This is a genomic window from Faecalibacterium sp. I4-3-84 (assembly GCF_023347255.1).
GTDB classification, from domain to species: Bacteria; Bacillota; Clostridia; order Oscillospirales; family Ruminococcaceae; genus Faecalibacterium; species Faecalibacterium taiwanense.
In genome coordinates, this window is record NZ_CP094466.1 from 1,632,330 (window position 1) to 1,646,350 (window position 14,021).

Genomic DNA, 14,021 nt, shown 5'->3' on the forward strand with positions numbered 1-14,021 from the left:
CCCGTGGAAACCAAAACCCCCGCATTCCGACAAGGCTTTTCGGGGTTTTCCACAAGTTCCCCACCCCCTACTACGGTTACTACAACAAGTTCAATAAGATAGACCGATTCTGAAACTGTTTTCAAACACAAAACAACATCAGAAACGAAAAAACAAAGGAGAGAATTCAGTTTGAACATCGTATGTGATAAAGTTCTGCTGAGCGCAGCCATCGATGGTGTGTCCAAAGCCGTCACCATGCGTTCTGCCATCCCTGTGCTGGAAGGCATCCTGCTGAAAGCCGAAGGCTTCCAGCTCAACCTCACCGGCTACGATCTGGAAATGGGCATCGTGACCACCATCGAAGCCAATGTCAAGGAAGCCGGCGAGGTTGTGCTGAATGCAAAGCTGCTCAGCAGCATGATCAGCCGGATGCCCGCCGGTCAGGTCAGCATCCTCTCTGCCGAGAACGGCAAGACCACCATCCAGAGCGGCGTGGTCCAGTTCGAGATCCAGTCCATGCCGGCCAACGATTTCCCCGAGCTGCCCAATACCGGAGCGGAAGAGACCCTGACCATCAAGACCGGCGTGCTGAAAGATATGATCGATCGTACGTTATATGCTGTCAGCCAGGACGAGAAAAAGCCCGCCCACACCGGTGAGCTGTTCGAGATCCTGCCCGACAAGCTGACTGTGGTGGCACTGGACGGCTACCGTCTGGCCATCGTGGAACGCCCGGTGACGGCGGTAAAGGATATCCGCATCATCGTGCCCAGCAAGACCATGACCGAGGTCGCCCACCTGCTGCCCAACGACGACGAAGAGCCGGTGCACATCAGCGCCAACCGCCGCTATGTGGTCTTTATGGCCGGCGGCTACACCATCATGAGCCGTCTGATCGAGGGCGAGTTCCTCAACTACCGCAACGTGATCCCCGCCGACAGCCGCACCCGCGTGACCATCGACACCAAGGAATTCATCGAGACCATCGAGCGTGCTTCGCTGATTATTACAGAGCGTTTAAAAAATCCTCTTCGCATCTCCTTTACAGAGGGTAGAGTCGTGGTGCGCTGCCAGACCAACCTTGGCCGCGTGGTGGACGAGTTCAACGCCGACTGCGAGGGCGACGAAGTGGAGATCGGCTTCAACAACCGTTATCTGCTGGATGCGCTGCGCAACGCCCGCACCGAGAAGGTCCGCATGGAGATCAGCGGCCCTCTGAGCCCGGTCAAGGTGCTGCCTGCCGAGGGCAACGACTTTTTGTATCTGGTGCTGCCGGTGCGCTTCAAGAACGATTAAGAGGGCGAAATTATGCAGAAAATTCTCATCCATACGGAATTTATCAAGCTGGATGCCCTGCTGAAATATGCAGGCCTGTGCGAGACCGGCGGCGAAGCCAAGGAGCTGGTGCAGGGCGGTGCCGTGAAGGTGAACGGCGAGGTGTGCACCATGCGCGGCAAGAAGTGCCGTGCCGGTGATGTGATCGAGCTGGACGGCCAGACCGTGGAAGTGGGTCAGGGCCAGTAATGCGTCTGCTTTCACTGGAAGTTGCGAATTACCGCAATATTGCGGCAGCGCAGCTGGAACCGGGCCGGGAGCTGACCGTGATCTGCGGCAACAACGGTCAGGGCAAAACGAACCTGTTGGAGGCCATCTGGCTTCTGACCGGCGGCAAAAGCTTCCGGGGCGGCAAGGATGCCGAGCTTGTGCGCCGCGGAGAAACATTCGCGGTACTGGAGGCCGTCACCCAACGCACCCGGCAGGAGGATCAGGAACCGGACGAACCGGCAAATGTGCGCATTACGGTGGGCACGCCGGATGCACAGCGCCCCGGCCGGTATGCATCGGTCAACGGCTCTCCGCCCAAGCGGGCGGCGGGCCTTGCGGGCAGCTTTCCGGCTGTGGTGTTCGACCCCGGGCACCTGAGCCTTGTAAAAGGTGCACCGGAAGGACGGCGGCGGTTTCTGGACGCAGCGCTGTGCCAGCTGTACCCCGGCTACCTTGCCACCTACCGCCGCTATGTGCGGGCATTGCAGCAGAAAAACGCACTGCTTCGTCATTCGGCGGCTGGCGTAGAGCGCCCGTGGGCAGAAAAATGCGCCCTGCTGGAAGTGCTGAACCTGGAACTTGCCGCACAGGGCGAGGCCATCCAGAAGCGGCGGCGGGAGTATCTGGCCCTGCTCACACCGCTGGCCTGCGCCAACTATGCCGAGCTTTCCCACGGGGCAGAGCGCATGGCGGTGCGGTATGCCGCCCAGTTTGAGCCGGGCGGGCTGTCCACACTTTTGAAGCAGCGCCAGAACGAAGAGCTGCGCGCCGGGCAGAGCCTGTGCGGCATCCACCGCGAGGACGTTGAGCTGCTGCTGGACGACCAGCCCGCAAAGGTGTTTGCGAGTCAGGGACAGCAGCGCAGCGTGGTGCTGAGCCTGAAAATGGCCGAAGCGGCTGCCGCTGCCCGGATCACCGGAGAGCACCCGGTGCTCCTGCTGGACGATGTGCTCAGCGAGCTGGACGAGGGCCGCAAGCAGTATCTGCTCACCCGCATGAAGGAAAAGCAGACCTTCGTGACCAGCTGCGATGATACCGCGTTCCTGAAAACGGACGGCGAAGTGTACCGCATGAACGGCGGTGTGCTGAGCAAAGCATGAAGAAATGATGCAAAAGTACATGCAGCCGCCGGTGAATAAACGGCGTTTTATGCATGAACTGCCAGAATGAGGAAAATACTGTATGTATATTCATCTGGGCCGTGACTACGTGCTGAATGACCGGGACATCATCGGCATCTTCAATCTGGAAACCACCACCATCACCCCCCGGGGCCGGGAGTTTCTGAACTACGCCCAGAAGAACGGCGCGGTGGTGAGCCTTTCGGACGAGCTGCCCCAGAGCTATGTTCTGGCAGACGGGGCCGTGGTGGATACGGTGTATCTTTCGGAGCTGTCGCCTGCTGCCATGCGGCGCAGAGCCGAAAAAATGATCGAGTAAACCAGCCAACAGGCGGAGAATATGCTCTGCTTTTACGATAGATCGAACAAAAATGCAAACATTGAACAAAAGGGAGAAAGGAAATGGCAGAAGAAATCATTACCAGCACAAATGCCGAAACCGCTACCGACCATGAGTATAATGCCAGCGAGATCCAGGTCCTGAAGGGTCTGGAGGCGGTGCGCAAGCGCCCGGGCATGTATATCGGTTCCACCGGCGAGCGCGGCCTGCATCATCTGGTCTACGAGATCGTGGACAACGCCATCGATGAAGCACTGGCCGGCTACTGCGACCACATCGAGGTCAAGATCCTGAAAGACAACATCATTCAGGTCACGGATAACGGCCGCGGCATCCCTGTGGACATTCAGGCCGACACCGGCCTGCCCGCCGTCACCGTCGTTTACACCATCCTGCACGCCGGCGGCAAGTTCGGCGGCGAGAACTCCGGTTACAAGGTGGCCGGCGGCCTGCACGGCGTGGGCGCTTCGGTGGTCAACGCCTGCTCCGAGTGGCTCACCGTCAACGTGCGCCGCGACGGCCACGAGTACGAGCAGACCTTCCGCCGCGGCGACCCGGACGGCCCGCTCAAGTGCATCGGCACCGTAGCCGACGGCGTCACCGGCACCCGGGTCACCTTCAAGCCGGACCCGGAGATGTTCCGGGATACCACCGTGTACGACTTCGACACGCTGGAAAAGCGCCTGCGGGAAGAAAGCTTCCTGAACGCCGGTGTCAAGATCACTCTGACCGACGAGCGTGAGATGTACACTCCCGTACTGGAGGACGGCAAGGAGGGTGAACCCTGCTACCGCACCGAGGTCATGTGCTACGAGGGCGGCATCAAGAGCTTCGTCACCTATCTGGGTGAGAAGCGCAAGCTGGACGTGCTGCACCCCAATGTGATCTACCTCAAGGGCCAGACCGACCGCGGCATGGCAGAGATCGCACTGCAGTATAATTCCAGCTACAACGAGCTGCTGCTGAGCTTTGCCAACAACGTCAACACCCCGGACGGCGGCACCCACGAGGAGGGCTTCAAGAACAGCCTGACCCGTGTGTTCAACGATTATGGCCGCAGCCACGGCCTGCTGAAGGATAAGGACGAGAACCTGTCCGGTGCGGACGTGCGCGAGGGTCTGATCTGCGTGATCTCTGTCAAGCTGCAGGAGGCGGAGTTTGAGGGCCAGACCAAGGCAAAGCTGGGCAACACGGAGATCCGCACCCTTGTTTCCAACATGGTCTACTCCAAGCTGATGGAATTCTTTGAGGAGAACCCCGGCGTGGCAAAGGCCATCTTTGAAAAGGCCACCCAGGCCGCCCGCGCCCGCGCCGCTGCCAAAAAGGCCCGCGAACTGGTGCGCCGCAAGAGCGCATTGGAGACCAGCCGGATGCCCGGCAAGCTGGCAGACTGCCGCGAAAAAGACCCCAGCCGCACCGAAATCTTCATCGTCGAGGGCGATTCTGCAGGCGGTTCCGCCAAGATGGGCCGTGACTCTGCCATTCAGGCCATCCTGCCGCTGTGGGGCAAGATGCTGAACGTGGAAAAGGCCCGCGCCGATAAAATTTACGGCAACGACAAGCTGATGCCCGTTGTGCTGGCACTGGGCTGCGGCATTGGTGACGAGTTCGATATCTCCAAGCTGCGCTACGATAAAGTGTTCATCATGGCCGATGCAGATGTGGATGGCTCCCACATCTGCACCCTGATGCTCACCTTCTTCTTCCGCTATATGCGCCCGCTCATTGAGCAGGGCCATGTGTATGTGGCCCAGCCGCCTCTGTTCAAGGTGCAGAAGGGCAACACCATCAAGTACGCCTACAATGACGCCGAAATGGCCGTGCTTTCGCAGGAAATGCCCGGCGCAAAGGTGAACCGCTATAAGGGCCTTGGTGAGATGAACCCCGAACAGCTGTGGGAGACCACCATGAACCCCGATAACCGCGTGATCGTACAGATCACCATTGACGATGCCGAGAAGGCCGATGAAGCCTTTACCATCTTGATGGGCGATCAGGTGGAGCCGCGCCGCCGCTTTATCGAGACCAACGCCCAGTACGCAAAGCTGGACGTGTAATTGGAGGAAACAATGGAAGAAGATTATGTGATGATACCGGGCAGCGGAACCAAAAAGATCATCCGCGATGTGAAAAAGGAGATCGAGACCGCATTCCTGGACTACTCCATGTCGGTCATCGTGTCCCGCGCCCTGCCCGATGTGCGCGACGGTTTGAAGCCTGTTCACCGCCGCATTCTGTACACCATGCACGAGCGCGGCAATGATCCCAGCCATCCCTACCGCAAATCCGCCGACACCGTTGGTGCGGTGCTGGGTTCCTACCATCCCCACGGCGACGCATCGGTCTACGATGCCATGGTCCGTCTGGCACAGGACTTCTCTCTGCGCTATCCGCTGGTGGATGGTCAGGGTAACTTTGGTTCTGTGGATGGCGACCCCCCGGCTGCCTACCGTTACACCGAGGCCCGCATGAGCCGCATGGCGGTGGAGATGCTGACCGATATCGAGAAGGACACCATCGACTGGGACCCCAACTTTGACGAGACCAAGAAGGAACCCAGCGTGCTGCCCTGCCGCTTCCCCAATCTGCTGGTCAACGGCAGTCAGGGCATTGCGGTCGGCATGGCCACCAACATCCCGCCCCACAATCTGAGCGAGGTCATTGACGGCTGCATCGCCTATATCGACGATCCGGACATCGACCTGCCCGGCCTGATGGAATACATCAAGGGCCCGGACTTCCCCACTGCCGGCATCATCATGGGCCGCAGCGGCATCCGCGCCGCCTACGCCACCGGCCGGGGCAAGATCACCCTGCGGGGCCGCGCCACCATCGAGGAAACCAAGAACGGCCGCACCCAAATCATCATTACGGAAATTCCGTATATGGTCAACAAGGCCCGCCTCATTGAGAACATGGCCGACCTTGTCAAGGATAAGCGCATCGAGGGCATCACCGGCCTGAACGATGAGACCAACCGCAAGGGTATGCGCATCGTGGTGGACATCCGCAAGGATGCCAACGCACAGGTCATCCTGAACCAGCTGTACCAGTACACCCAGCTGCAGGATACCGTGGGCGTCATCATGCTGGCCATCGACCACAAGGTGCCGAAAGTTCTCACCCTGAAGCAGATGCTTCAGAAATACGTGGAATTTCAGGACGAGGTGGTGCGCCGCCGCACCCAGTACGACCTGAAAAAGGCCAAGGAGCGCGCCCACATTCTGGAAGGCCTGAAGAAGGCCACCGACATCGTGGACGAGCTGATCGCCACCATCCGCGCCTGCAAGGGCGGCATGGCAGAGGCCAAGGCTGCCATCATGGAGCAGTTCGGCTTTGACGACCCGCAGGCAGATGCCATCGTCAAGCTGCAGCTGGGCCGTCTGGCAGGCCTTGAGATCCTGAAGATCGAGGAAGAGCTTGCCAGCCTGCAGGCCAAGATCGAGAACTGGGAAGCCATTCTGGCCGACGATGCCCGGGTGCTTGCCATCGTCAAGGAAGAGTTGCTGGAAATGAAAAAGCGCTTCGGCGACGAGCGCCGCACCGAGATCCAGTCCGTGACCGGTGAGGTGGATATCGAGGATCTGATCGCCGAGGAGCAGTGTGTCTACACCCTGACCGAGGCCGGCTATATCAAGCGCCAGCTCAAGGCCACCTATCAGGCACAGCGCCGCGGCGGACGCGGCATCTCCGGCATGACCCGCAAGGAAGAGGATATCGTGCAGGAGATGTTCGTAGGCTCCACCCACGACTATGTGCTCTTTGTCACCGACCGGGGCCGTCTGTTCCGCATCAAGGGCTACACCATCGCCGAGGGCAGCCGCACCAGCAAGGGCAGCAACATCGTCAACCTGCTGCAGCTGGCCGAGGGCGAAAAGGTCACCAACATGATCTGCCAGTCGAAGGAAGCCGACACCGAGGGCGGCTTTGTGACCATGGTCACGAAGCAGGGCCTCATCAAGCGCACCCCGCTGGAACAGTATGCTAACATCCGTAAGTCCGGCCTGATCGGCATTGCCCTGAACGAGGGCGACGCTCTGGCATGGACCCGCCTGACCTCCGGCCACGATATGCTCATCGTTGCCACCCGCAACGGTCAGGCCATCCGCTTCAACGAAGCCGATGCACGTCCCATGGGCCGCAGCGGCCACGGCGTGCGCGCCATCCGTCTGGCCGAGGGTGATGAAGTTGTGGGCGTGTGCATCTGCCGCGAGGGCGGCACGGTGCTCACCGTCACCGAGAACGGCAAGGGCCGCCGGTCGGACATCGATACCTACCGCATCACCGCCCGTGGCGGCAAGGGCATCCGCAACTACGATGCCGCCAAGGATAAGGTGGCTGCGGTCAAGATCGTGGACGACGTGGACGATGTGCTGCTGAGCAGTCAGGAGGGCATCATCATCCGTCTGCACGCCAACGAGATCCCGCTGCAGAGCCGCTACGGTTCCGGCGTGCGGGTGATGCGCTTGGGTGAGAACGACAAGGTGATGGTGCTTGCCCGCACCGACCACGACGACGAGGCCCAGACCGAGCAGATCGACACCTCTGATGCCGATGCCGAACCCACCGCAGAGCAGCTTGCCGCCATGGAAGCTGCGGATGCTGCCGCCGCTGCAGAAGCCCCGGAAGCAGACGATAAGGGCGAAGAGTAAACCTTGAAAACACAATAAGATTTGAAAGAAGCCGCCGCGCAGAGATTTCTGTACGGCGGCTTCTTTTCAAATCCATCCAAACCATGTATAATAGAAATAGCGTGTGAGGAATAAAAATAAACACAGAAAGTGGTTTAAGGAACATGACAGAGCAAAAAAAATCCCCGGAGATCAGCATCATCGTGCCGGTGTATAAGGTGGAAAAATACCTGAACGAATGCATTGATTCCATTCTGGCACAGACCTTTACGGATTTTGAGCTGATCCTTGTGGACGATGGCTCACCGGACAACTGCCCTGCCCTGTGTGATGCAGCGGCGGAAAAAGACAGCCGCGTGCGGGTGATCCATAAGCAAAACGGCGGTGTAAGCACAGCCCGTAATGCGGGTTTGGCAGCTGCACAGGGAAATTGGATCGGCTTTGTGGACCCGGATGACTTTGTAGACAAGACTTACTACGAAAAAATGCTGCGGGCAGCAAAGCAGACAGGTGCTGAACTTGCAGTCTGCAACGAAGTTTTTATGGAAGAGGATGGAAGTCTTTGTGATTATCAGGAACAGCCTTTACGTACAGAAGTGCTTTCCCGTGAGGAAGCAATACACCGCATCCGCCTTACGCCGTTGATTCAGGCAGCAACAAGACTGCATCGGAGAGATGTGCTGGAAGGAATCGTTTTTCCTGTGGGCAAAAACTATGAAGATGCATTTACCACACCGGAAATCATTGAACATGCAACAGCTGTGGCTTGTATAAAGGAAAAACTGTACCATTACCGGCTGCATCCGGCAAGCATCATGCATGGAAAGGTCACCTTGAAAAATCTGGATGAGATCGATGCAAACTACGGCCTTCTTGCTTGTGCACTCAAGTATGGGAAAAAAGACACAGCATTCCTGCAGTATGTACTGATGAAACGCATGCTCCGAAACACAAAAAAAAATCTGCCACCCAAACAGAGAAACAGTGAACGGGTTCAGCAGGCGGAAGCGTGCTTGAAAAAAGCAGGCAGAGAGGTTCGTCAACAGGGGGCCTGTACCCTGCGCAACGCAGCAGAAACCGCACTCTGTATTGCAAACCCGCAGTTCTACTTCAACTTCAAGTACCGGAAATAAAACTGAATTCCGAATGGGAGAAATACTGTGAGTGAAAGAGCAGAAAGTGGAAGACCGGAAATCAGCATCATCGTGCCAGTGTATCAGGTGGAAAAATATCTGAATGAGTGCATTGATTCCATTCTGGCTCAGACCTTTACGGACTTTGAACTGATCCTTGTGGACGATGGCTCACCGGACAACTGCCCTGCCCTGTGTGATGCAGCAGCAAAAAAGGACAGCCGCGTGCGGGTGATCCATAAGCAAAACGGCGGTGTAAGCACAGCCCGCAATGCGGGTCTGGATGCAGCACAGGGAAATTGGATCGCATTTGTGGATTCGGATGATACAGTAGCACCAGAATATCTGGAAAAAATGCATAAGGCAGCGCTGGAAATGGGTGCAGATTTTGCAATCTGCAGCAGTCAGTGCATTGATGAAACGGGCAAAACGCTTGCAGGCGGAGAACATCGCCTTTTGAACGAGTTTTTGCCGCAGGAGGAAGTTCTGCGCCGGATGGTGGTGTCGGATTTTCAGGTTCCGTGGAATAAGCTTTATCGCCGAAAACTGCTGGAAAATCTGCGCTATCCAGAAAACAAGGCGTTTGAAGATACCTGTCTCATGCCGGTCATTTACGCAAGAGCGGCTTCTGCCTGCGGTGTATGGGATTTTTTATACAATTACCGCATCGTTACCGGCAGTGCCATGCACCGCAAGACTACCTTGAAAACACTGGACTGGGTGGAAGCATGGTACCGCCTGTTTGATGTGCTGTACCAAAACGGCATCCGGGATGCTTTGTGTGCAGCCTATCGCCCGATTTTGACTGCCGTGTGGGACATCTGGCTGCACCTGACACCGGAAGAGCGCAAAAGCCCCCGGATGAAGGAAGCCTTTGCGTATGAGCGTACAGCCCGCCATCGGCTGATGCAAGCCCGCGGCGTAACACTAAAAAATTTGTGGGCGGCAGTGGTCTGCGCTGCATCGGCCTGCAGTTATCTGGATCTATGCCGCAAAAGGGCGGAAAGACGGCAGAAAACGACCTGAAGCAATGAGGAGTTTATTGTGCAGGAACAACATAAAAAACAGCCGGAGATCAGCATTATCGTGCCGGTATATAAGACAGAGCGTTTTCTGAATGCCTGCATCGCTTCCATCCTTGCCCAGACCTTCACGGATTTTGAGCTGATTCTGGTGGACGATGGCTCTCCGGACAGCTGCCCTGCTTTGTGCGATGCCGCAGCGGCAAAGGACAGCCGCATCCGGGTCATCCACCAGAAGAACTGTGGTCTGAGCGGGGCCCGCAATGCCGGGCTGGACGCGGCAGAGGGCGAATGGATCGCCTTTGTGGATTCAGACGACACCATCACGCCGGACTTCTGCGCAAAGCTTTACCATGCGGCGCAGGAGACCGGTGCACAGATGGCCGTGTGCAATTACCGGCAGGTGGACGAAGCCCTGACCCCCATCCGGGAGCAGTATCTGCATGTGCGGCGGGAGGTGCTGACCCCGGAGCAGGCGTTGGAGCACAGCACCCTTCTGCCCTACATGGTGGTGTGGAACAAGCTGTACCACCGCAGCATTTTTGCGCAGCTGCGCTTTGCAGAGGGCAAGCTGAACGAGGACACCCTGCTGATCGCCTACGCCTACGAAAAAGCGGACAGAATCGCTAATATCCCGGATGTGCTGTACCTTTACCGCAAGGTGGCGGGCAGCATCGTCAACAGCAAAGTCACCCTGCGCAATCTCGACCGTGTGGAAGCAAACTATACCGTGTTCGAGTGCGTCCGCCGCCATGGCATCACGGGTTCGCTGTGTGAGCTGTACTGGGCACTGCTGCACTCCCTGATCGATGTGGGAATGCACCTGACCGCCGAAGAGCGCCGGAGTGCCCGGATGCAGCAGGCGCGGGAGTACGAGAGCTGCGCCCGCCGGGCCTTGCGTCAGGAACATGCTGTTACCCTGAGGGCACTGGGCAACACCCTGTGTTTTATTATTTCACAGGACTGGTATTTTGCCCGCCGATGGAAAAATACCGTGTAACCGCGCAGGTTTGTCTGGACTTCCCTGCAAAGATATGCTACAATGGCAAAACAATCACAAATACCCGTGGGGGAGTAGCAGGCGCTTTTGCAGGGCGCAGCAAGTCAACATGATGACCGTTGGTTCCGGTCTGGCTTGCTTTCATTTGCGAGACTCATGTGTTTTTGGCGCATAGAACAGCGCCCGTGCACATGGAGTTGGTTTCAAAAAATCACCCGGTCCCGGACGTACATGTGCGCCCGTGACCGGGTTTTGTATTGCCCGATATTCTGGTCAGATTCAGGAGGCAGACAATATGGAATGGAGTTTTGTATTTTTCCTCAACAGTGCCCTGCTGGGCGTGGGCCTTGCAATGGATGCGTTCTCGGTGTCTATGGCAAACGGCCTGCACGACCCCCGCATGAGCAGGGGAACCATGTGCAGGATCGCGGGCACCTTTGCCCTTTTTCAGGCCGTGATGCCCATGACGGGCTGGGTGTGCGTGCACACCATTGTGGAGCTGTTCTCTTCGTTTGAAAAATTCATCCCGTGGATCGCGCTGGCTCTGCTGGGCTATATTGGCGGCAAAATGCTTGTGGATGGCATCAAGGGCGAAGAGACCGAAGAAGCAGCAGAGCTGAGTGCGGGTGCACTGCTCATGCAGGGCGTGGCTACCAGCATTGATGCGCTTTCGGTGGGCTTCACCATTTCGGAATACGGCTGGCTGATGGCACTTGCGGCATCGCTCATCATTGCGGTGGTCACCTTCTTTATCTGCATGGCGGGCCTGCGCATCGGCAAAAAGTTTGGCACCAAGCTCTCCGGCAAGGCATCCATTCTGGGCGGCATCATCCTCATTGGCATTGGTCTGGAAATTTTTATTTCCGGGGTGTTCTGAAATTCAGACAGCATAAAACAAAAGGGCACGGCGCTGCAATGCGCTGTGCCCTTTCGTTTTATAAAATGTTCCACATAGAACAATTACTTTTCCGGCTCAAAATAATCGGCATATTCTTCGGTCAGCTTGGAGCCAAGCCGCCGGATGCCGCCGTACAGGTGCCGTTCCACCAACGGTTCAAAGGCGGCAAGGTCGCACCGCTCGATGGCGTTCATCAGGTTGCGGTGGTCTGCGATCACCTCGGCAAGGCCGCCGGTGGTCATGGTGTCCAGCATCCGGAAGCGGCTGTAGTCGGCGTGGGCGTTCTGCAGGGTGCTCCACAGGTACATTTTATCCATGGCCGCAAACCATGTCTCGTGCAGGGCACGGTCGGCTTCGTACAGCTTGTTGTAATCCGGGCTCTCCATGGCCGCAAGGGCCTCGTAGGCTTCCACCCGCCTGCGGATCAACGCCCGCTGCTCCGGGGTGCACCGGGGCGAAAAATCCCGCAATACGCGTGCTTCCACGGCGGTGCGCTCGTAGATCAGCTCGTCCACGATGCGGCGGTTCAGCCGGGTAACGGTGGTGCCCTTGTAAGGCACGATCTTTACCAGCCCGTTTTCCTGCAGCTTCTGCAGCACCACCCGGATCAGGGTGCGCGGTGCGCCAAAGCGGGCACAGAGCGGATTTTCGCTCAGCAAAGAGCCGGGGCGGATGGTCAGGTCAATGATCTCCCGCTCCAGCACAGCATAGATCTCAGCATCAGTTTTGTATTGTTCCATACCTCTCACCTAATGGAAATGCATTATTCTTCAAACGGTTTCCAGAACGCACCCTCCGGCAGCGGCAGCGTAAATGCCATGGGCTTTCCGGTCTCCGGGTGCAAAAACTGCAGGCCACAGCTCTGCAGGGCAATGCTGCCTTTTACGCGGCTTCCGTATTTGCCGTCTCCGGCCAGCGGATGCTTCCGGGATGCAAACTGCACCCGGATCTGATGGGTGCGGCCGGTGTGCAGCGTGATCTCAGCAAGGCTCATCTCTCCTGCCGTTTTCACGATGCGGTAATCCAGCACGGCTTCCCGCACACCTCTGCGCGGACGGCTCACAGGGAATACCCGGCCTTTGCGGCTGTCCTTGAACAGCCAGTCCCGCAGGGTGCCTTCGGCGGGCAGTGCTTCGTCCGGCCCGCCTGCAATGACGGCCCGATACCGCTTGATGAACTGCGGCACTTCCGGCTTCCCTTCGGCCCTGCCATCCTGCACAGCGTAGGCGTTCTGGCTCTGGGTGATCTGACGGCTGAGTGCGGCCGCAGCCCCGGGCGTTCTGGCAAACACCATCAGGCCGGACACACCCGTGTCCAACCGGTGCACCACGCCTACAAAGGCATCCGGCTGGCCCCACAGCTGCCGCAGGGCTGCGGGCACGCCCTCTTCGCTGGAAAGTCCGGCGGGCTTGTCCAGCACCACAAGGGCGGCATCTTCGTACAGGATGTTCACAGCCTGCCCTCGGCGATCAGGGCCTTGAGCTTCAGGATACCGGCAATGGTCTTGCCGTCCCGGATCTCGCCGCTCATGACCATCTCATAAGCTTTATCCAGCGGCACACGGTCAGGGGTCAGGAATTCATCGGCATCCAGATGCATCTGGGTCTTGTGCAGGCCGGTGGCGACCCATGTATAGATCACTTCGGTGTCATAGCCCACGGTGGGGAAAAACTGGCCCAGAGAGATATAATTGTCCGCGGTCAGGCCGCACTCCTCGCCCAGCTCCCGCTTGGCGGCTTCAAAGGGGTCCTCACCCTTTTCCAGCTTGCCGGCAGGCAGCTCCCACAGCTCCTGCTGCATGGCGTAGCGGAACTGGCGCACCATGCAGATGGTGCCGTCCTCAAAATAGGGCAGGATGCACGCACCGCCGTGGTGATGCACCACTTCGCGTTCGGCGGTCTTGCCGTTTTCCAGCAGAGCAGTGTCTTTTGTCAGGGTGATCACCCGGCCCTCGAAGAGCACCTCACTGGTGAGTGTTTTTTCGTAATGCACGGTCTTCTCCATTTTATTACCCTCTTTGCCCGGCACAGCGCCGGTTTTCTATGGCTTCAGTTTACGGCAAAATGAGGTTTGTTGTCAATAAAGATGTGATAAATACAAGGGAGAGGGTTCCCTCCCCTTTTTGCGAAAAAAATTACAGGATCTGGCAAAGCAGGCAGGCCAAAACCGGAAAATCCGCGCCATTGCTCACTTTAACGAACTAAAGACGTACAAAAGCGCTAAAAAATTTTCTTTATTTTTGGTGCGTTTGTTGAGCGGTTTGCGTTTACTTTATGGGCGGAATTTGCTATTATAGTATACAAGCAATAGTGCCTTTATGGGGTTCTCCGGTCCCATGTGGGGCATATT

Annotated in this window: 13 protein-coding genes; 10 read left to right on the top strand and 3 right to left on the bottom strand. The window is 57.6% G+C overall.

The features are described 5' to 3' along the window. Window positions 1-171: 171 nt before the first annotated feature. From dnaN to MTP41_RS08120, 10 genes are all read left to right on the top strand, one after another. Window positions 172-1,278, top strand: a complete 1,107-nt coding sequence (gene dnaN, locus MTP41_RS08075; protein ID WP_097776786.1) for a DNA polymerase III subunit beta — start codon at window positions 172-174, stop codon at window positions 1,276-1,278. 12 nt (window positions 1,279-1,290) lie between these two features. Continuing rightward, window positions 1,291-1,506, top strand: coding sequence for an RNA-binding S4 domain-containing protein (locus MTP41_RS08080; protein WP_005937022.1), 216 nt, complete (start codon window positions 1,291-1,293; stop codon window positions 1,504-1,506). Beyond that, window positions 1,506-2,627 carry a DNA replication/repair protein RecF gene (gene recF / locus MTP41_RS08085; protein WP_249235279.1) on the top strand — a complete coding sequence of 374 codons (1,122 nt, stop codon included), beginning with the start codon at window positions 1,506-1,508 and terminating at the stop codon, window positions 2,625-2,627. Before MTP41_RS08080 ends, recF begins: the two co-directional genes overlap by 1 nt. A gap of 82 nt (window positions 2,628-2,709) precedes the next feature. Continuing rightward, window positions 2,710-2,967, top strand: a complete 258-nt coding sequence (remB, locus tag MTP41_RS08090; protein WP_005937016.1) for an extracellular matrix regulator RemB — start codon at window positions 2,710-2,712, stop codon at window positions 2,965-2,967. Window positions 2,968-3,050: 83 nt separating this feature from the next. Further along, a complete protein-coding gene (gyrB, locus tag MTP41_RS08095) occupies window positions 3,051-5,045 on the top strand; it encodes a DNA topoisomerase (ATP-hydrolyzing) subunit B (protein WP_097774101.1) in 1,995 nt (664 codons plus the stop codon). 12 nt (window positions 5,046-5,057) lie between these two features. Next, window positions 5,058-7,640 (top strand): DNA gyrase subunit A, encoded by a 2,583-nt coding sequence (gene gyrA / locus MTP41_RS08100; protein WP_118529190.1) that lies wholly within the window; start codon window positions 5,058-5,060, stop codon window positions 7,638-7,640. A 197-nt stretch (window positions 7,641-7,837) separates the two neighbouring features. Then, window positions 7,838-8,752 carry a glycosyltransferase family 2 protein gene (locus tag MTP41_RS08105; RefSeq protein ID WP_249235280.1) on the top strand — a complete coding sequence of 305 codons (915 nt, stop codon included), beginning with the start codon at window positions 7,838-7,840 and terminating at the stop codon, window positions 8,750-8,752. A gap of 27 nt (window positions 8,753-8,779) precedes the next feature. Continuing rightward, a complete protein-coding gene (locus MTP41_RS08110; RefSeq protein ID WP_249235281.1) occupies window positions 8,780-9,778 on the top strand; it encodes a glycosyltransferase family 2 protein in 999 nt (332 codons plus the stop codon). Window positions 9,779-9,796: 18 nt separating this feature from the next. Further along, window positions 9,797-10,774: a glycosyltransferase family 2 protein gene (locus MTP41_RS08115; RefSeq protein ID WP_249235282.1), complete on the top strand. Its 978-nt coding sequence runs from the start codon at window positions 9,797-9,799 to the stop codon at window positions 10,772-10,774. A 295-nt stretch (window positions 10,775-11,069) separates the two neighbouring features. After that, window positions 11,070-11,651, top strand: a complete 582-nt coding sequence (locus MTP41_RS08120; protein ID WP_249235283.1) for a manganese efflux pump MntP — start codon at window positions 11,070-11,072, stop codon at window positions 11,649-11,651. A gap of 83 nt (window positions 11,652-11,734) precedes the next feature. On the opposite strand, the gene MTP41_RS08125 is transcribed toward MTP41_RS08120, so the two are convergent. From MTP41_RS08125 to MTP41_RS08135, 3 genes are read right to left on the bottom strand one after another with little or no spacing between them, the layout of a single operon-like run. Next, complete coding sequence (locus tag MTP41_RS08125; RefSeq protein WP_249235284.1) at window positions 11,735-12,412, bottom strand: GntR family transcriptional regulator; 678 nt, start codon at window positions 12,410-12,412, stop codon at window positions 11,735-11,737. 23 nt (window positions 12,413-12,435) lie between these two features. Continuing rightward, window positions 12,436-13,125: an RluA family pseudouridine synthase gene (locus MTP41_RS08130; RefSeq protein WP_249235285.1), complete on the bottom strand. Its 690-nt coding sequence runs from the start codon at window positions 13,123-13,125 to the stop codon at window positions 12,436-12,438. Then, a complete protein-coding gene (locus MTP41_RS08135; protein ID WP_005940449.1) occupies window positions 13,122-13,676 on the bottom strand; it encodes an NUDIX domain-containing protein in 555 nt (184 codons plus the stop codon). The genes MTP41_RS08130 and MTP41_RS08135 overlap by 4 nt, the downstream gene beginning before the upstream one ends. Window positions 13,677-14,021 lie beyond the last annotated feature (345 nt).